The organism is Pantoea sp. 18069 (assembly GCF_902706035.1).
In the GTDB taxonomy this organism is placed as follows: domain Bacteria; phylum Pseudomonadota; class Gammaproteobacteria; order Burkholderiales; family Burkholderiaceae_C; genus Comamonas.
The window spans coordinates 15,098-33,498 of sequence record NZ_CACSJA010000007.1 but is presented as its reverse complement, the minus strand read 5'-3'; the positions used below and the strand labels follow the sequence as shown (position 1 = coordinate 33,498).

Sequence of the window (18,401 nt, the reverse complement as noted above, 5' to 3'; positions counted from 1 at the left end):
CCATGGATCCCCTCTCGATGCGCGTTGCAAATCCCCTGTTGCCGGCGCACGCCGAGGCACCGGCCAACGCGTTGGCCCAGGCATTGCCGGCTGCCGCGGGTCAGGTCGTGACCGGTTGCGGCAGCCTTGCCAACCGCCAGATCGCCGTGGGCACGGGCGAGGGCAGAACGCGTGCGAATGAGGCCGTCCCGGTCATTGGCGCGATCCTGGCCAAGGCATCCAATGCGCTCCAGGCGATCGTGCTCGGGCCTCGGTCCTGAGCGTCCGGCGCGCCTGGGCCACCTGATAGAGGTGGCGCGGTCGCATGCCGATGGCCATCTATAAGGCGTGAAAGACGCACCGGGCAGAGCCGCTCAAAATACGGGTTGCGCTCGGAAAGGCCATGCCTGACAGGTAATCGGCGGCAATCAGGGGAGATATGAATGCCCTGCCGCAATCGACCCCGGAAAGCGCTCACCTGGTAAATACCGATGACGTGTCGCGTGCGGCGGCGCGAACGGATGGAGCCATGCCGCGCCACTTACAGCGTGTTCTTGTGAATCTTGCCGTCTTTCATGATCAGGTGCAGATTCTGTTCAGGATCGGCGAGAAAATCGAGGTTTGCGGCGGGGTTGCCATCGGCCACCAGTAAATCCGCCCAGGCTCCCGGGATAATGCGGCCCAATACGCCGGGATAAGGGCTGCGCGCGCCTGACAGCGCGAGCAATTCGCCATTGGTGCCCGTGGCCTGGCCCAGCAGCGTCAGCGGGTCGTAAAAGCGCGTGAGCTTCGCGAGCTGACGGCCTTGGGTGGCGGTGTTCTTCGGGTTGAACAGGATGTCGGTGCCCCAGCCGGTCTTGATGCCGTATTTCTGCGCCATGGCATAGGCTTTTTCCGTGCCTTCGGCTACCTGCCGCTGGCTCGCGCGCTGCCCCGGATCGGCGTAGACATTGCTGTCCGCATCCTGCAGAAACGGCTGCAGGCTCCACCACACGCCTTCGTCACGCATCATGCGCACGCTGGCCTCGTCGGCCAGCTGTCCATGCTCTATGCACTTCACGCCCGCCCGGATCGCACGCTGTATTCCCTTGGGCGTGTAGACATGCGTCATGGCATAGGTGTTCCAGTCGCTCGCGGCTTGCACGCCGGCGCGCAATTCACCGTCGGTGAACTGCGTGCTGTCGAGCGGGTCGTACATCGAAGCCACGCCGCCGCCGGCCAGCATCTTGATCTGCGAGGCGCCGAGCATCAATTGTTCGCGTACCCGGCGCAGCACTTCGGCCTCGCCATCGGCGATCATCGCCACGCCCAGGCTCTCGATCAGGCTCAGCGGCCCGTTGCCGGCCCGGGGCAGGTCGCTGCGAAGACGGAAGTCGCCGTGGCCCGAAGTCTGCGAGATCATCGCCCCGCTGGCGAAGATGCGTGGGCCTGCGACCAGGCCTTCGTCGATCGCGCGCTTGAGTGCAAAGGCCGGGCCGCCGGCGTCGCGCACCGAAGTGAAGCCTCGCATCAGGGTGCGCTGCGCTTCCTGCGCCGCCACGAGGTACAGGTAGCCCAGGTCGGCGGATACCGCCGACAGCTGGGAGATCGATGCCAGCATGGAGTGCCAGTGCGTATCGATCAAACCGGGCAGAACCAGCCTGCCTTTGCAGTCGATCACCTGCGCGTTTTCCACCGCCGTCTGCGCGGGCAGCAGGTCGACAATGCGCTGGCCCTGCACCAGCACCTGCAGGCCTTCGCGCACGGATCGGCCCGAGCCGTCGAACAGGCGCAGGTTGCGCAACAGCAGCGGGCGCTGGCCATCGGGCGCAGCCGTTTGCGCCGCGGCCTGGGGCAAGGCAAACGGCGCGAGCATGGCGGCGGCCCCACCCAGGAAATGGCGGCGCGACAGATCCTGCGTCACGCGCAGGTGCAGGCGTTGGCACATGGCGCTGCTGCAGGCGCAGCCTCTGGCGCGGATAGGGCCGAAGCGCCAGGGGAATACAGAGGAGGAATCCGCCATGCACACCATCCTTGGAGACTGCGAATGGCGGGCGACAAGCTTCGCCTTCGCAATGAATGAGGCAGCGGCGATTGCGCCGCTGCGGCTTATTGGAGGCCGCTTATCTTCCAGCGGCCATCGGCCTGCTGGCAGAACCAGACCTTCCACGACTCGGCATGGCTGCGCTGGTGCACCTGGGCCGAAAGCAGGCGGCATTGCCCCGCAGACCGGGTTGCTATCCCGGCGCCGGGCGTCAGCAGCACCTGCACCGCAGGCTGACCGGCGCGGGCGCTGCTATGCCACTCGGTCACGGTGTCCGCAGCGCCTTCATTCAGGGCCTTGCCGATGAAGGATTTGAAATCAGGTACATCCTTGGCGGGGATATGGACCAATACCGACTGATCCAGCAGCACGAAAGGCAAGGCCTGGGCTGCGGGCGCCAGCAGCAGGACGGCAGTGCAGGCTGCGGTGTGGAAAATGGTAGTTTTCATGTGAAACACAGTGTTGCATGGAACGCACCAAGGTGCAAAGCCCGGCCGCGATAATATTACTTTTGTGTTGGCAAGGCGCAGCGGATAAGAACGCCACTGGCGGGATTGGCGCTACATTTTCCGGCGTCTGAATTTCCTGGGCTGCGATCCGATAAATCGTTGCTGCCTTGCCGGTAAATGATTTCTTATTATGGGTAGCGCTAGGCCATGCCTCGTGTTCTTCGCATTGCCCTGTTGTGATGCATTATCTCCACCGCCTTGTTGCGGACGGCCATTTTCGCGCGATGCAGGCCTGCGCATTCTTGCGAGGTGAACCAAATGTCGAAAAGCGTCTATCTGGCGGGACCCGAAGTTTTCTATCCCGATGCACGCGCGCATGGTCAGCGCATGCGGGCAGTCTGCAGCGCTGCGGGTTTTGCGGGCCTGTTTCCCCTCGATGCGGAAATTCCCGCAACGCCCGACGGGCAGTCGCTGGCCATCTTCCAGGCCAACCGTGCGCTCATTGACCGTGCCGACGCAGTGGTCGCGAATCTGCGTGATTTCCGCGGCTTCGAGCCCGACAGCGGCACGGTGTGGGAGGTCTCCCATGCGCTCGCCCGGGGCAAACCGGTGGTCGGCTATTGCCCCACTGCGGCCACTATCGTGCAGCGCGTGCAGGCCAGCCCCCACGGCCGGCTGTTCGACGCGCAATGCGCGGTCGAGGATTTCGGCCTGCCGCTCAATCTGATGCTGGCCCACAGCCTCACGGCGATCGCCTATGGCAGCGAAGCGGATTTTCTCGGCCTGAAAGCGGCGCTGGCGCAATTGCGCAACCTCCTGCGCTGAAAGAGGCCGGGTCGCTGCGGTGAAAATTTTAGCGGCTAAAAAACGCTTGCATTGCGGGATTGCCCAGCCCAGCGCGGTCGACGCGCAGCTGCACCCAGGGCCGTCGGTGGCGAGCGCGAAACAGTTGGTAAATCTCGCCGCTGATCGAAAACAAGGCCGGTCGTTTGCACGAGGTTCAGCGGCGGCGCCAGCCCACTTTGCGCAGCCCGCTTCGCGCCTCGACTGGACCTCTTTTTCGGCGCAATCCGGAGGGTGTTCCTGGCCTTCCCATGCAAGCATCCATGACATTCATAGGGCTTGATAAGCGGGCAAGGTGAAGCATGGTGGCGTGCCGGCATGGCTGGCATCATGCGGGCCCTCAACCGAGGAACGCCATGGCCCACATCACTTCACTGATTCCGAACCGTCGTCTCCAGGCTGCACCGCGCAGCACGCGCTGGAGCTGTTTTCTCATCGCCGCGGCGGCCTTGCAGCTGGCGGCTTGCGGAGGGGAGGACCGTGCCACCGCCTCCCCTGCCGCTTCGGTCGGCGGGGCAGCACCCGGCCTGGTCGCACAGCACCCGACCCCTCCCCCGGTGCCGGATGCCACGGACTGCGATTCGCAGCCCAATGACACGCCGGAACAGCTGCTCGAATGCGTGACGCTGTCCGGCGTGCGCGCGCACCAGACCGAACTCGCAGCGATTGCCCAGGCCCACGGGGGCACGCGCATGTCGGGTACGTCGGGGTACGACGCTTCGCTCGCCTACGTGCAGGAAGTCTTGACGCAGGCGGGCTATCGCGTGACGGTCCAGCCCTTCTCGTTTCCGCTGTCGCACATCCACGCGTCCAGCCTGCGGCAGCCGGGCCAGTTCGCGCCCGAGTCGATACCGCACCTGGTGGCCGATTACTCGGGCAGCGCCGACATCACGGCCCCGGTGGGCCGCGTCGCCGGACCTGAAGGCTGCGAAGCCGCGGACTTCGAGGGATTCCCGCGCGGGCATATCGCGCTGCTGCGCCGTGGCGAATGTGATCTGATGCAGAAGGCGGCTGCTGCCGTGCAGGCGGGCGCCGTGGGCGTGATCATCTACGGCCTCGACGACGGGGAACTCACGGGGAGCCTGTCCGTCGACACGCCGCTGGACCTTCCCGTGGTGGTGGTCAGCAAGGCCGTCGGCGAGCAGCTCGCGCAGCACACGTTCACCGGAGTGCAGCTGCGCCTGCAGACCGAGACCTCGCGCAGCATGGCCAGGACCTACAACCTTCTGGCCGAATCGATCACCGGCGATCCGGACCATGTGACCATGGCGGGTGCGCACCTCGATTCGGTGCGCGCGGGCGCCGGCATCAATGACAACGGTTCGGGCGTGGCCGCGGTGCTCGAAACGGCCCGCCAGATGGCGCGCGTGCAGCCCGTGAACCAGTTGCGGTTTGCTTTCTGGGGGGGCGAGGAGCAAGGCCTGCTTGGCTCGACGCATTACGTCCGGCAGCTCGATGCGGACCAGCGCTCCAAGATAGCGCTGTACCTGAACTTCGACATGATAGGCTCTGCGAACCACGTGTTCTTTGTCTATGGCGGCGACGGCTTTGCCGGCAGGCAGGCCATGGCCAGCCCGCAGCGGTCCGCACAGATTGTCCAGTCCTTCGAAAGCTTCTATGCGCAGCGCAATCTTGCGTCCAAGCGCATGAATTCCGGCGCCCGCTCGGACCACAAGCCGTTCGCGGATGCCGGCATCGCGTTCGGCGGAATTTTCACCGGTGCGGAAGGAATCAAGAGCCGGCAGGAAGCCGAGCGCTGGGGTGGCAGGGCGGGAGTGGCCTTCGACCCCTGCTATCACCGGGCGTGCGACAACCTGTCGAACATCAGCGCCGCGGCGCTGGACGTCAATGCCGATGCGGTAGCCCACTCCGTGCTGTTCTTCGCGATGCAGCGTTTCGCGGATTGAGTGCCAGGCCCGCGCCTGCCGGGCCGCAGTCGACAGGCGGACGCCCACAGGCGGCGCTGTAGCCATTTGCCCCGGCTTTTTGCCGGGGCTTTTTCCGTGGGGAAGCTCTCCACCCGACCCATGGCGGGGCGTCGGGGCAGGCGGGCTGCGCTTTATCGCGGGGACGAGCGGGGAATCCTGGGCCATGCGACAATTTTTGCCTTTCTCATTGCCCTGATTGTTCATGGAACATCATTAGCGAGGCCTGCGTTCAGCCCGGTCCTTTGTCCCGCAAGGCGACCTTCTCCGGTCGGCATGCCAGACCACATGTGTGGGCCGGGCATGCCAGGTATCTACCCCCACTTGCATCGTGCATGGAATGGACGCTCAGGCGCCTGGGCGGTATTTGCCCGGCGTAGTGCAGCTTGCAATTCCCGATTGGACCCGTCCCCGAATGAATATGTTCATGCCCTCCGGCCACAACCTGTTGGTGGTTGCAGCGTCATTTCTCATTGCCATGCTGGCTTCCTACGTCACGCTGGATCTCGCGCGGCGCGTGCGCAGCGCCCAGCGCCGTGTGGGCCTTGCCTGGTGGGCCGCAGGCTCGCTGGTCATGGGCACCGGTATCTGGTCCATGCATTTCCTGGGAATGCAGGCGTTCACGCTGCCGATTGCCATTGGCTTTTCAAGCGGCATGACGCTGCTGTCCTGGCTCGCGGCGGTGGCGGCGGCGGGGGTCGCGCTGGAGCTGGCCAGCCGCGAGCATTTCGGCACCCGGCAACTGGTGCTTGGCGTGCTGGTGATGGGCGCGGGCATCAGCGGCATGCACTACATCGGCATGGCCGCGATGGACATGGCGCCGGGCATCGTCTGGGACCCGTTCATTGTCGCGCTGTCGGTGGTGATTGCGGTGTTCGCGTCCGCGGCCGCGCTGCTGATCTTCAAGCTGCTGCGCCAGGTCAACCCCGGCCAGCGGCTCGCGTATCAACTGGCCGCTTCCTGGGTGATGGCGGTGGCGATCTGCGGCATGCACTACACGGGCATGGCGGCGGCAAATTTCGCCATGGGCTCGGTATGCCTGAGCGCGGGCGAGCTTGGAGGCCCGGGCCTGACGGTGCTGGTGCTCATGGCGGCCGGCATGCTGCTGGTCAGCACGCTGTTCACTTCGATTCTGGATGCGCGGCTGCAGAGTACGGCCGAGCGCCTGACCGAGTCGCTGCAGGAAAGCAATGCACGCCTCAAGGCCGCCAATGACGAGCTGCAGCACCGCGCTTTCTCGGACCCGCTCACCGGGCTGCCCAACCGTCTGCTGTTCGAGGACAGGCTGCGCCAAGCGCTGTTGCGCCTGGACCGCAACAACCACGAAGAGGTGGTCGACCGGCTGGCGGTGCTGTTTGTCGATCTCGATGGATTCAAGCCGATCAACGACTCGTTCGGCCATGCGGCAGGCGACCTGATCCTGCGCGGCGCGGCCGACCGCTTGCGGCGGCAGGCGCGCGAAGGCGACACGGTGGCGCGGGTGGGCGGCGACGAATTTCTGCTGCTGCTCGAAAACGTGAGCGATGAGGCGGGCTGCATTGCCGTGGCGAAAAAAGTGTTGACCGCGCTGTCCAAACCGTTCGAGCTCTCGGGAAAGCAGGTGCAGATCGCCTGCTCGATCGGCATTGCCATTCACCCCGGGCACGGCGAACGCAGCAAGCTCGTGGCGAATGCCGACGCGGCGATGTATGCGGCCAAGCGCGCCGGGGGAAGCTGCCATGTGCTGTTCGAGCCGCACATGGGGTCGGACGCTTCTGCGCAGCTGGAGCTGCAAAATGACCTGCGCCATGCGCTGGACCGGGGCGAGCTGTCGCTGCACTATCAACCCAAGATCGACGGCCTCGACGGGCAGATCTGCGGCGTGGAAGCCCTGCTGCGCTGGACCCACCCCGAGCTGGGCATGGTCAGCCCCACGGTGTTCATCACGCTGGCCGAGCGCTTCGGCCTGATCGGGCGCCTGGGCAACTGGGTCATTGACGAGGCCTGCCGGCAGATGGCCGCGTGGAAGCGCGAAGGCGCGAGCATTCGCGTGGCGATCAATATCTCGGCCTACCAGCTGCGTGACAACGGCCTGACCGCGCGCATCGAGCGCGCGCTGACGCAGCATGGCGTGCCGGCGTCGCAGCTGCTGTGCGAAATCACCGAAACCGTGGCCATGGAAGACATGAAAGCCACGCAGCGTACTTTTGACGGGCTGGCGCGCATCGGCGTGTTTCTGTCCATCGACGACTTCGGTTCCGGCTACTCCAGCTTGAACTATCTGCGCCAGTTGCCCGCGCGACAGCTCAAGATCGATCGCAGCTTCGTCAAGGACCTGGAGTTCAGCGAAGATGCGCGCTCCGTGGTCAATGCCGTGGTGAAACTGGCGCACGCCCTGAATCTGCGCGTGGTCGCCGAAGGCGTGGAAACCGCAGGCCAGCGCGACATCCTGCTGGCCATGCATTGTGATGAACTGCAGGGCTACTTCTTCGCGCGCCCGATGTCGGCGGACAGCTTGCTGGCCTGGTCACAGGGCGGGCAGCCGGCCGCGCCGCCTGCGCCGGCCTGAGCGCTCCACGCCCGGGGCCGGGTGAGCCGCAGGGCCCGGCGGATGTGCCGCCCTTGCCGATCATGTCGGCACGGCCGGCACCGGTTTGTTCAGGTAGGCCGGTAGCAATTTGGCGGCCATGCGGAAGATTTCAAACTCGTTGTCGGCAAGCTCCAGCGGTTGCTCATCGAAGTGGCAGATCGTGCCGTACAGCTCGCCGAAGTTGTCCAGCAGCGGCAAGCCAATATAGGACAGCAGAACGCCCTTGTACTTGTGGCCATCGAGGCGTTGGTCGGTGGACGAATCGTGCGTCGTAAACAGGCCGTCGCGCAGCGTGAGGTGGCAAAAGCTGTCAAGCAATGGCACCACCTGCAGGAATTCCGGGATGATCTCGCCCTGCTTGTCGTGCAGGAAGGTGTTGTGCAGCGAACCTTCATGCAGGCGAAAAATGCCCGTATACCGGTGCGGCACGCGGGCATTGAGGAATGCCAGGCCGGCCGGGCCTTGGTGCTCGAGAAGGTGTCTGTATTCCTGAAGGATGGACGAGTTCATGACCTACAGAATACGCCAATTGTTCAACTTTCTGCGGGCGCTCGCTCCGCCGCCTGACCCCGCAAAGCGCCGCCAGTCGCCGCCGAGACAGCGGCTTGTGGCCCCTGCCTAGCGGGTTTTCGGATGTTCCAGAAAGAAACGCAGCATCTGTGCGCTCGCGTCTACGCCTGATGGGTCGGTATAGCTCGCACCCTCCTTGCCGCCCGACCAGGCATGGCCCGCGCCGTGCAGTTGCCAGTATTCGACCGTGGTCTGCCCTGCGCTGTCCCGGTAGACGGTCTGGCTGAATTGTTGTCCCTGGGGGGATTGGCCTTCGGTGGCCTGCGCCTCGGTGTGCTGCGCGCCCCGGGCCTTGAGTGCCGCATCGACGATGGCCGTGCCGTTGCTGATGTGCACCGTGCTGTCGGCATCGCCATGGAAGACGATGGTGGGGGGCACGGTGCCTGACGCCGATGCGGCGGCGCGCGGCGCCTGGCAGCCGACGCGCATCGCAGTGAGTGCTGACACCACATCCGTGGCGCAGCCTTTGGGCAGCCCGGAATGCACGCCGATGGCCGCAAACACTTCGGGGTAGCTGGAGCCCAGGATATCGGCCATCGCACCGCCCGCCGACAGGCCGGCGACATAGACGCGCGACCTGTCCACCGGGTGGCTGGCGGCAATCGACAGCGTGAGCGCCGCGAGGATGGCGGGCTCGCCGCGGCCGCGCTGCTGGCTCTGAGGACTGAACCAATTCCAGCATTTCTGCGGATTGCCGCGCTGGTTCTGCTCGGGGTACAGCGCGACCACGCCCAATGCCCGGGCCTGGGCGTTCATCCGGGTGCCGGCCGCGAAATCCTCCGCATCCTGGGTGCAGCCGTGCAGCATCACGACCATGGGCCGCGGCGCGGCGCGGCTGATCTCCGGTGGAAGATAGAGCTTGTAGGCCAGCGTGCGGCCGCGGTGCGTGAACGTCCCATCGAGCCACTGTTCGGCGTGCCCGGCCGGTGCCTGCACGCTGTCGCGCAGCAAGGTCTGGGCCAGGCCACCCGCATCGGCAGCAAGCCAGCGCGTCGGATTCAACGCCACCAGTTGCGCCTCCACCCGCGCCATGGCGGGTTTCGCGGCATATTTCAGGCCCTTGCGGGCCCATTTGCGGGCCTGGGTCTGCATTTTTCTAAGCAGATAGTTCACGCATTCTTTCGTTAGCGGCCTGCAGCAGGAATGCTGCCGGGTGCCTGCACTTTGACCTCCTTCACTGTCTTCGCTTTATTTATGTTGCACTGCAGCATTTATCCTCGACCATGCGTAGGCGTCGTCCTACGTGATGAAGGGCGATGGTGCGGTAGCCCGTCGTCCGACAAGGAGGAGAAGGCCTGCGGGCGCCACGGATGGCCGGTCGCGCCGGGCTGGATGAAAATGCGGATCACCCGCATGCCTGTTTTTTGAGCATGCCCGGCAAAGCCAGCACTGGCGCCGCTTTTGCGAGTTATTCCTGCAGTTATGCACAAGCTTGGCCCCCTGGCGTGGGGATAAGCTGGCGCATACGGCGGCTGCCCAAGGTGCCGCAGATCTCAAGGCCGCCTGAAATCCGGCGCCGGCTGCTTCACTTCCTCACCTTGGCCACTTCCTCGGCGACCAGGGCGGCCAGCTGATCGGGGCCGAAGCTCGGCAGGCTGCGGCCATTGACGAAGAAGGTCGGAGTCTTGGTGACCTGCAGCGCGGTGAGGTCGTCGATGTCCTGCTGCAACAAGGCCTGCATGCCGGGCTGCGCGATCTCCTGTCTGGCCTTGACCAGGTCCAGTCCCGCCTGCTGCGCGACCTTGAACGCGGTTTCTGTATCCGGCTGGCCATGGTCTGCCCAGGCAGGCTGCGCGGCCAGTACCGCTTCGAGCACCGTCTGGTACTTGCCCTGGCTCCTGGCCGATTCCAGCAGCTTGACCACCTGGTCCGATCCCCGATGGAATGGTGCATAGCGGATCACGAGCCGGACATCGTCAGGATACTGTGCCATGAGGTGCTTGACGAAGGGATAGAACGCGCGGCAGGTCTCGCAGGCCGGGTCGAAGAACTCCACGATGGTGACCGGCGCGTCCTGCGGGCCGAAAACCGGTGAATGCATGCGTACCAGGCGGGCCTGCTGGGCCTTCACCTGCAGGTCCTGTGCGGCCTGCTCGCGCTTCTGGTAGGCGTTCATGCCGAGGTAGAAGAACAGGCAGACGGCGGCCGCGAAGCCGATGAGGGTGATTTTCCTGGCGTTCATGAACGGGGCTTTCTCAGATAGACGAAAAGCAGGATGGCGATGGCGCTGAACGCCAGCAAGGACAGCCAGGGAATCTGGATGCCGCCGAGGATTTCTAGGCTTTGCGTGCTGCACGAGGGCCCGCTGCCGCAAGGTATCCACCACTGCGGCACCCACCCGGCGACCAGGGCGCAGTGATAGCCGGCAAAGGCTGCACCGGCCAGCGCGAGCGGCAGCCCGTAGACAGCGCCGCGCCGGTCTTCAGCGAAGGCCGCCATGCCGAGAATGAGGGCCAGCGGAAACATGAAGATGCGCTGGTACCAGCAGAGCAGGCAGGGCGCCATGCCCATGACTTCGCCGATGAAAAGCGCGCCCAGCGTGGCGACCAGGGCGACGGCCCACGCGGCCGTGATCCAGAACCAATGCGGCTTCATGATGGCCATTCCTCGCCGGCTTGCCTGGGGTATGGGCGCGGCGGCGCCCGGCGCCATGCGGCGATCCACGCGGCTGCGATGCGGGCGAGCCCGGTCCAGCGCGGGTTTCTCTGGGTCCAGAGAGCGGTCATGCGAGAGTCCTTCCAAAACGATCGAGGGGCGGCCGCCATGGCAGATGGCAGCCAGCGCAAGCCAGCGGATCGGGGAAGAAGCGCCTATCGTGCGCTCAACCCCGCGCTTGCGGGGTCGGCCATTGGGGGCGATCAGGGCGCTCATCCCCGTGCGCGCCCCAGACTTTGGCCAGATGTTCGACCGGCGCCATGCCCGCGGCGTCGACCGGCGCCATGGCAGTCGCCGGCACCACCGCCTGCGCAGGGCATCCGCATTCGAGGCAGCAAGCCGGCGCATGCCCAGCGGCCGCATCCCTGTTCGTCGCCGCGAACGCCGTGGCGGTCTGCCCGGTGTGTGGCGATGCGTCGAGCGCCATGTGGCCATGGCAGGCCAGCACGGATGCTGCAGAAAACTGCAGTGGCAACAGTGTGAGCATCAGCATGACAAGGAAAGCGCGCATGCCGCCGATGTTAAACGGCGCGGGCCTCACTGCCCGCGAGCCCGGCCAATCAGCGCGGCGAGTTCGGGGCGCACGGGCAATGGTTGGCAGGCGCTCACGGTGGCGCGGCCGGGGCTGACCCTGGAATGCATGCGGGCATTGTCATGCAACTAATATTGTTGCATGAAGCAAAGCAGCCAACTCTCCGATGTACTGCATGTGCTCTTGCACCTGGCACAAGCGCAGGCCCCCCTGACCTCCGAAAGCCTGGCGGCGGCGATGAGCACCAACCCGGTCGTGCTGCGCCGCCTGATGGGCGGGTTGCGCGATGCGGGCTTTGTGACGTCGGGCAAAGGCCATGGCGGCGGCTGGCGGGTGTCGGTTCCGCTGGACCAGGTCACGCTGGGCGATGTGCACGCCGCGCTGGGCGCACCGGCGCTGGTCTCGCTGGGCTTTCGCGAAGACCGGCCCGAGTGCGTGGTCGCCCAGGTCGTGAACGAATCGCTGCAGGCGGCAATGCAGGAGGCGCAGGCCGCGCTGCTCGCGCGCCTGGGCAGCATCACGCTCGCGCAGTTGTCGCTGGGCTTCAATGAGCGTCTGCGCGATCAGCGCCGAGCGGGCGCGCCATCCATGCATCGTCTGGAGGACCACCATGCTTGAAACCGATTTCGCCGTCATCGGCGGCAGTTACGCGGGTCTGTCCGCGGCCCTGCAACTCGCACGCGCGCGCCGCAAGGTGCTGGTCGTCGACGCCGGCCAGCGCCGCAACCGCTTTGTCGACGAAGCCGGCGGCACATCGCATGGTTTTCTCTCGCGCGACGGCCAGGCGCCGGGCGCGATCGCGGCCGAGGCCAGGCAGCAACTGCTGCGCTATCCCACGGTGCAATGGATCGATGGCACGGCCGAGGATGCGGCGCTTGCGGAGGCCGGGCGCTTCGCCTTCCGTGCGGGCGGGCGCAGCGTCCATGCGGGCCGGCTGATTCTGGCGACCGGCGTCCGTGATGAACTGCCTGCGGTGCCGGGGCTGCAGGAACGCTGGGGCCGCAGCGTGTTTCATTGTCCGTACTGCCACGGCTACGAACTCGATGCCGGCGCCATCGGCATCATCGCTTCCGGCGCCGTGGCCCAGCACCACGCGACCATGCTGCCCGACTGGGGCCAGGCGACGCTGTTTCTCAATGGCGCCTACCAGCCGACCGAAGAAGAACTCGCGACCTTCGCACGCCGCGGCACGCGGGTCGAAGCGATGCCGATCGCACGCATCACGGGCGTGGCCGAAGTGGTGCTGACCGATGGCCGTACGTTGGCCATGAACGGCTTGTTCGCCCAGCCGCGCACCCACCTGGCCAGCCCGGTCGCCGAGCAACTCGGCTGCGCGTTGACGCAAGGCCCTACAGGGGCGTTCATCCAGGTCGATGCGATGCAGCAGACCTCGGTGCCGAATGTCTTTGCCTGCGGCGATGCGGCGCGCGCGGCCGGCAATGTGGCGATTGCGGTTGCCGAAGGCGCGATGGCCGGCGTCGCCGCGCACCGGGCGAGCATGTTCTGAACCGCAGCTTGCCTGGGGCGTGTACGAGACCGTTAAACGGGTGGACTTGCGCAGCCTTGCCGCGCCAGAGGGCCGTCACCCCGGGCCATTGCCTGGCCTGTTTTCGGGCCTGCTGTGCATCGTTGCTGCGCCTGCCTGCAGCGCAGCGGGTAAATGGCTGTATACGAGGACATCGCAGGCACTGCTCTCTATCCAGCGGTACTTTCTCAGGCGACCTTCCATCTCGAATCCCGAACGCTCGAGAAAACACCGGGTCGGTTCCGCTACAGTCCGCAGATGCCTGAATTTGGCACTGGATTTTGTTTTTGCCTGCGCCCATGCTTCGAATCAGGCGCAGACCATCCCCAGGACCCCTATGAAGATCGTATTCCTTGACCGTGCCACGCTGTCGCCCGAGACCACGCTGCGCCAGCCGTCCTTTGCGCACGAACTCGTCAGCCACGACAACACCGCGCCGCACGAAGTCGCGCAGCGCATCGCCGATGCCGACATCGTGATCACCAACAAGGTCAAGCTCGGCGCCCAGGCGCTGCAGCAGGCCGTGCGCCTGAAGCTGGTGGCGATCGCGGCCACCGGCACCGACAGCATAGACCTGCAGGCCTGCGCCGCGCGCGGCATCACCGTCAGCAATATCCGCAACTACGCGGGCAACACCGTTCCCGAGCACACGTTTGCGCTGATGTTCGCGCTGCGTCGCAGCATCTGCGCCTACCGCGACTCGGTCAAGGCCGGCCGCTGGCAGGAATCCGGACAGTTCTGCTACTTCGACTATCCCGTACGCGACCTCGCGGGCGCTACGCTGGGCATCATCGGCGACGGCGCGCTGGGCAGCGCCGTGGCGACGATTGCGCGTGCACTGGGCATGACGGTGCTGATGTCGGCGCACAAGGGGCGCCCGGGCATGGGCAAGCTCTACACGCCTTTCGAGGAGGTGCTCGCGCGCTCGGACATCATCACGCTGCACTGCCCGCTCAAGCCCCAGACGCGCCATATGATAGGCGCCGCGGAGTTCGCGCAGATGGCGCGCAGGCCGCTGATCATCAACACCGCGCGCGGCGGCCTGGTCGACGAGGCGGCGCTTGCCGTGGCCTTGCGCAGCGGGCAGATTGCGGGCGCGGGCTTCGACGTGGTCTCGGCCGAGCCGCCTGCGGCCGACCACCCCTTCATGGCGCTGCTGGACCTGCCGAATTTCATTCTGACGCCGCATGTGGCCTGGGCTTCCCGGGACGCCATCCAGGGCCTGGCCGATCAGCTCATCGCCAACATCGAAGCGTTCGTGGGCGGCAATCCGGTCAACGTGGTGCGGCCGGCGGCCTGAGCGTCTGCCTTGTGTACATCCGCGCGACATTCTGCGCGGGTCTGCCTGTTTTTTGAGCATGCTCTGGAAAGCCAGCACTGGCGCGGCTTTGCGGGGTTATTGCGGCAGTTATGCACAAGCTTGGGCCCGTGCCGTGGGGATAAGACCGCCGCCATGCCGATGCGCGTCACCTCGGCGCTGCCTGCACCAGCCAGTCGTTGAACGCCTGCATGGCCGCGGTCACCGGCCGTGACTTGAGCCGGGTCAGCCAGTACCGGCCATTGCTGATTTCCGTCTCGAACGGCCGCACCAGCCGGCCCTGCTGCAGTTCATGCGCGAACATGCGTACCGGCAGCAGCGCGATGCCCGCGCCCTGGGCCGCGGCTTGCGCCATGGTCAGCGATGAATCGAACACGGCGCCACGCAGCATGGGACAGGGCGTCGCCGCCGCGGCAAACCAGTCGACCCATTCGTCGGCGCGGTAGGAGCGCAGCAATACCTGCCCGGCGAGGTCGCCAGGCGTATGCAATGTGGCGCCCAAGGCCGGGGTGCACATCGGCGAGAGAGGCGCCGCGAGCAGGGCCTGCGCTTGGGTGCCGTGCCAGGCGCCGTCGCCGAAGCGGATCGCGTAATCCAGGCCTTCGCCCGCGATGTCGACCCGGTTGTTGTGGGTGAACAGCCGGAAGTCGACGAAAGGATGGGATTGCTGAAAGTCGCGCAGGCGCGGAATCAGCCAGCCGACGGCAAAGGTGCCGACAACGCCCACGGTCAGCGCCTCGCGCGCGCGCCCATCGCCGAACTGATCGAGCAACTGGCCGATGCGCTCGAACGACTGGGCCAGCACCGGCAGCAGCGCCAGGCCTTCGTCCGTGAGCGCCAGGCCGCGCGGAAGCCGGCGAAACAGCGGCACCTTGAGGCGGTCCTCGAGGTTCTTCACATGCTGGCTGACCGCGGTCTGGGTCACATGAAGTTCAGCCGCCGCGCGCGTAAAGCTCAGATGGCGTGCGGACACTTCGAAAGCGCGCAAGGCGTTCAACGGCAGATGCATACAGATCCAGCAGCCCCCAGTTTTTCTAGGGTCAAAGCTCGATTATTACGGTTTGTTCTTGGCGTTCAAGGTGGGCATGATTGCTTTCATTCAAACCCCATACAAGGAAAACATGGAACGACGCCTCCTCATTCGCGCAGCCGGCCTGGCTGCGGCCAGCGTTCTCACGACGGGCTGTGCCATTGCCCGCACACCTTCGGCCGCACAGGCGAGCCGCTTCCAGCAGGCGGTGCACCAGATAGAAATCGACAGCGGTGGCCGGCTGGGCGTTGCCGTGCTCGATACCCATTCGGGCCTGGCCTATGCCCACCGCGGCATGGAGCGCTTTCCCATGTGCAGCACGTTCAAGTTTCTTGCCGCGGCCCTGGTGCTGGCGCGCGTGGACCAGGGACAGGAGCAGCTCACGCGGCGTATCGCCGTGCAAGCCAGCGACATCGTGCCGCACGCGCCCGCCACCCAGCCGCGCGTTGGCGGCCTGCCCATGACCATGGCCGAACTCTGTGACGCTGCGGTCACGCTGAGCGACAACCCGGCGGCCAATTTGCTGCTCCAGAGCTTTGGCGGCCCCCAGGCGTTGACCGCTTACGCCCGCAGCCTGGGCGATGACTTCACGCGGCTCGATCGCATCGAGCCCGATCTCAACGAGGCACTGCCCGGGGATCCGCGCGACACGACCACGCCCGAGGCCATGCTGCAGACCCTGCGCAAGATCGTGCTGGGCGATGCCTTGTCGCCGACGTCACGCGCGCAGATCGTCCGCTGGCTGCAGGACAACAAGACCGGTGACCGCAAATTGCGCGCGCAGCTGCCTGCGGGCTGGCGCGTGGGCGACAAGACCGGCGGCGGCGGCTACGGCACCAACAACGATATCGGTGTGCTCTGGCCGCCTGGCCGCGCGCCGATACTCGTCAGCAGCTATCTCACGCAGACCACGGCCGATCAGGCGACGCGCGATCGCGCGCTGGCCCAGGTCGGCCGATTGGCGGCGTCTCTGGCGGTGGAAACGGTCTGAATCAACAATGGAAATAATCTACTTTTCATAAAGTACTGTATTGCGACTCTTATTTGAATAAATATGAGTAAGGTACTATTTTTAGTGTGTTGTAGTTTGATTGTTTTTCTGAAAATTTCATGAAGTGATAAGATACGGAAAAACAGAGGTTGTTGTGATTTCTTCAATCAACACACTGGAAAGAGTACTTTATGGAGCAGATCAAAACTCCCGAAGATCTTGAGCTCGAGCTGGGCGAGCAGCTGCGCGCCGAACGCCTGCGGCAAAACATCACCATGGAAGACCTGTGCCTCAAGGCCGGGGTGTCCAAGCAGACGCTGCGCGCGCTCGAGACCGGCTCGGGCAGCCGGGTGATTTCCTTGATCCGGGTGATCGATGCGCTGGGCCATGGCCAGTGGTTGACGACCTTGCGCCCTGCAGTGCGCATCAGCCCCTTGCAGATTGCGCGCGGCGTGCGTTCGCGCCAGCGCGCAGCGCGCAGCGTCTATGCCAGGAAGATGCGCTTGAACCGTGACGACGACCCGCGCTGAGCCACCGCGCCGCCGTTGAAATTAAAACGAACAGGGGACAAGTCCATGGCCACGCGCAAGAGTGTTTTCAAGGCCGTCAAGGCCGTGACCGTGAACATCTGGGGAATGGATGTAGGCGCGGTGGCGCTCGACCCCGACACCGGCTACTACGCGTTTGAATACGAGCCCCGGTTCGTGCGCACGGGCATAGAGCTGTCGCCGCTGCAGATGCCGCTGGCCGAGGCCAACGCGCCCTTTGTGTTTCCCACCTTGCCGATCAATACCTACCAGCGCCTGCCGGCCATGCTGGCCGATGCGCTGCCCGACCGCTTCGGCAATGCGCTGATCAACGCCTGGATGGCCGAGCGCGGCATTGCCCAGGCCAATGTCACGGCCCTGGATCGCCTGGCCTACATGGGCCAGCGCTCCATGGGCGCGTTGACGTTCAAGCCCAGCCGTGGGCCGCAGTCGACGGCCGCCACCGCGGTGCAGATGTCGCAGCTCGTGGCGCAGGCGCGTTCGGTGATCAGCGGCGACTTTGCCGACAGCGACCACGCAAGCGAGCTGCTGCGCCAGATCATCCAGGTGGGCACTTCGGCGGGCGGCGCGCGCGCCAAGGCGGCGATTGCCTGGAGCCGGGCCACCCAGGACGTGCGCACCGGCCAGTTCGAGATTCCCGAAGGCTATGAGGCCTGGCTGCTCAAGTTCGACGGCATAGGCCTGGACAGTCAGCTCGGCCCGGGCAGGAATTACGGCCGCATCGAGTACGCCTACTCGCTGATGGCCAGGGCGGCCGGCGTCACCATGTCCGACTGCAGTCTGCTCGAAGAGGGTGGCCGGGCCCACTTCATGACCCAGCGCTTCGACCGCGAGGGCAATACGCACCACCACATGCAGACGCTGTGCGGCATGGCCCACCTGGACTTCAACCAGCAGGAGTCGCACAGCTACCACCAGCTGTTCCAGACCCTGCGCCAGTTGCAGCTCGACGAGACCGCTTTTGCGCAGACGCTGCGCCGCATGGTGTTCAATGTGCTGGCCGCGAACAATGACGACCACACCAAGAACTTCTCGTTCCTGCTCAGGCAGGCAGGCCAGTGGGAACTGGCGCCGGCATACGACGTGACCTATGCCTATGACCCGGGCAACGTCTGGCTGCGTCAGCATCTGATGTCGGTCAACGGCAAGTTCGCGCGGATCACGCGCGAAGACATCCGCCATGTAGCCAACAGCTACCAATTGCGCGGCATCTGCGACGCCATTGTCGAGCAGGCCCAGGCGGCCATTGCGCGCTGGCCGGAGTTTGCCGCGCAGGCGGGCCTGCCCGGCGCTGTGCGTGATGCGATCGCGGCCACCCACAAGGAGATGGCCGGCTACCTGGTGCAATGAGCGATTGCCGCCTGCCGCATTCCCGAGTGCGACATGGTGGTATTGCTCGCCAGGCCGGGCAGATTTGCAGTAGATTGCAGCCGGGGCCTTCGAC

18 protein-coding genes are annotated in these 18,401 nt (G+C 65.4%); 10 read left to right on the top strand and 8 right to left on the bottom strand.

The features are described from left to right. The first annotated feature begins 2 nt into the window (after nucleotides 1-2). Entirely contained in the window at nucleotides 3-260 is a 258-nt protein-coding gene (locus GVL12_RS07660) for a hypothetical protein (protein WP_159912518.1), read from the top strand. A 260-nt stretch (nucleotides 261-520) separates the two neighbouring features. On the opposite strand, the gene GVL12_RS07655 is transcribed toward GVL12_RS07660, so the two are convergent. Further along, entirely contained in the window at nucleotides 521-1,981 is a 1,461-nt protein-coding gene (locus GVL12_RS07655) for an amidohydrolase family protein (RefSeq protein ID WP_159912516.1), read from the bottom strand. A gap of 86 nt (nucleotides 1,982-2,067) precedes the next feature. Continuing rightward, nucleotides 2,068-2,451 carry a hypothetical protein gene (locus GVL12_RS07650; protein WP_159912514.1) on the bottom strand — a complete coding sequence of 128 codons (384 nt, stop codon included), beginning with the start codon at nucleotides 2,449-2,451 and terminating at the stop codon, nucleotides 2,068-2,070. Nucleotides 2,452-2,769: 318 nt separating this feature from the next. On the opposite strand from GVL12_RS07650, the gene GVL12_RS07645 reads away from it, so the two are divergent. From GVL12_RS07645 to GVL12_RS07635, 3 genes are all read left to right on the top strand, one after another. Next, entirely contained in the window at nucleotides 2,770-3,276 is a 507-nt protein-coding gene (locus GVL12_RS07645; protein WP_159912512.1) for a nucleoside 2-deoxyribosyltransferase, read from the top strand. Nucleotides 3,277-3,650: 374 nt separating this feature from the next. Then, nucleotides 3,651-5,201, top strand: coding sequence for a M28 family peptidase (locus GVL12_RS07640; RefSeq protein WP_159912510.1), 1,551 nt, complete (start codon nucleotides 3,651-3,653; stop codon nucleotides 5,199-5,201). A 445-nt stretch (nucleotides 5,202-5,646) separates the two neighbouring features. After that, on the top strand, nucleotides 5,647-7,767 hold the full coding sequence (locus tag GVL12_RS07635; protein WP_200843577.1) for a bifunctional diguanylate cyclase/phosphodiesterase: 2,121 nt from the start codon (nucleotides 5,647-5,649) through the stop codon (nucleotides 7,765-7,767). Between the two features lie 60 nt (nucleotides 7,768-7,827). Here the strand turns inward: GVL12_RS07635 and GVL12_RS07630 are convergent, their stop codons facing one another. The 5 genes from GVL12_RS07630 to GVL12_RS07610 all read right to left on the bottom strand — a co-directional run bounded on the left by GVL12_RS07630 (nucleotide 7,828) and on the right by GVL12_RS07610 (nucleotide 11,524). Further along, entirely contained in the window at nucleotides 7,828-8,298 is a 471-nt protein-coding gene (locus GVL12_RS07630; RefSeq protein ID WP_159912506.1) for a guanylate cyclase, read from the bottom strand. A 108-nt stretch (nucleotides 8,299-8,406) separates the two neighbouring features. Next, complete coding sequence (locus GVL12_RS07625) at nucleotides 8,407-9,471, bottom strand: PHB depolymerase family esterase (RefSeq protein WP_200843576.1); 1,065 nt, start codon at nucleotides 9,469-9,471, stop codon at nucleotides 8,407-8,409. Nucleotides 9,472-9,883: 412 nt separating this feature from the next. Then, a complete protein-coding gene (locus GVL12_RS07620; protein WP_159912504.1) occupies nucleotides 9,884-10,540 on the bottom strand; it encodes a thioredoxin domain-containing protein in 657 nt (218 codons plus the stop codon). Then, nucleotides 10,537-11,229, bottom strand: coding sequence for a disulfide bond formation protein B (locus GVL12_RS26250; RefSeq protein ID WP_200843575.1), 693 nt, complete (start codon nucleotides 11,227-11,229; stop codon nucleotides 10,537-10,539). Before GVL12_RS26250 ends, GVL12_RS07620 begins: the two co-directional genes overlap by 4 nt. Further along, nucleotides 11,180-11,524 carry a hypothetical protein gene (locus GVL12_RS07610; protein WP_159912502.1) on the bottom strand — a complete coding sequence of 115 codons (345 nt, stop codon included), beginning with the start codon at nucleotides 11,522-11,524 and terminating at the stop codon, nucleotides 11,180-11,182. The genes GVL12_RS26250 and GVL12_RS07610 overlap by 50 nt, the downstream gene beginning before the upstream one ends. Nucleotides 11,525-11,686: 162 nt before the next feature. Here GVL12_RS07610 and GVL12_RS07605 point away from each other — a divergent pair, with 162 nt between their 5' ends. The 3 genes from GVL12_RS07605 to GVL12_RS07595 all read left to right on the top strand — a co-directional run bounded on the left by GVL12_RS07605 (nucleotide 11,687) and on the right by GVL12_RS07595 (nucleotide 14,370). Continuing rightward, nucleotides 11,687-12,163: an Rrf2 family transcriptional regulator gene (locus GVL12_RS07605; protein ID WP_159912500.1), complete on the top strand. Its 477-nt coding sequence runs from the start codon at nucleotides 11,687-11,689 to the stop codon at nucleotides 12,161-12,163. Next, on the top strand, nucleotides 12,156-13,052 hold the full coding sequence (locus GVL12_RS07600) for an NAD(P)/FAD-dependent oxidoreductase (RefSeq protein ID WP_159912498.1): 897 nt from the start codon (nucleotides 12,156-12,158) through the stop codon (nucleotides 13,050-13,052). The genes GVL12_RS07605 and GVL12_RS07600 overlap by 8 nt, the downstream gene beginning before the upstream one ends. 355 nt (nucleotides 13,053-13,407) lie before the next feature. Further along, complete coding sequence (locus GVL12_RS07595; protein WP_159912496.1) at nucleotides 13,408-14,370, top strand: D-2-hydroxyacid dehydrogenase; 963 nt, start codon at nucleotides 13,408-13,410, stop codon at nucleotides 14,368-14,370. A 166-nt stretch (nucleotides 14,371-14,536) separates the two neighbouring features. Here the strand turns inward: GVL12_RS07595 and GVL12_RS07590 are convergent, their stop codons facing one another. After that, the gene (locus GVL12_RS07590; protein WP_306770582.1) at nucleotides 14,537-15,403 is read right to left on the bottom strand and encodes a LysR family transcriptional regulator; all 867 of its coding nucleotides are present in this window, start codon (nucleotides 15,401-15,403) and stop codon (nucleotides 14,537-14,539) included. 106 nt (nucleotides 15,404-15,509) lie between these two features. On the opposite strand from GVL12_RS07590, the gene bla reads away from it, so the two are divergent. From bla to GVL12_RS07575, 3 genes are all read left to right on the top strand, one after another. Further along, complete coding sequence (gene bla, locus GVL12_RS07585; protein WP_159912492.1) at nucleotides 15,510-16,409, top strand: class A beta-lactamase; 900 nt, start codon at nucleotides 15,510-15,512, stop codon at nucleotides 16,407-16,409. A gap of 191 nt (nucleotides 16,410-16,600) precedes the next feature. Next, nucleotides 16,601-16,939 carry a helix-turn-helix domain-containing protein gene (locus GVL12_RS07580; protein ID WP_159912490.1) on the top strand — a complete coding sequence of 113 codons (339 nt, stop codon included), beginning with the start codon at nucleotides 16,601-16,603 and terminating at the stop codon, nucleotides 16,937-16,939. A gap of 45 nt (nucleotides 16,940-16,984) precedes the next feature. Beyond that, nucleotides 16,985-18,307 (top strand): type II toxin-antitoxin system HipA family toxin, encoded by a 1,323-nt coding sequence (locus GVL12_RS07575; protein ID WP_159912488.1) that lies wholly within the window; start codon nucleotides 16,985-16,987, stop codon nucleotides 18,305-18,307. The last annotated feature ends 94 nt before the right edge of the window (nucleotides 18,308-18,401 follow it).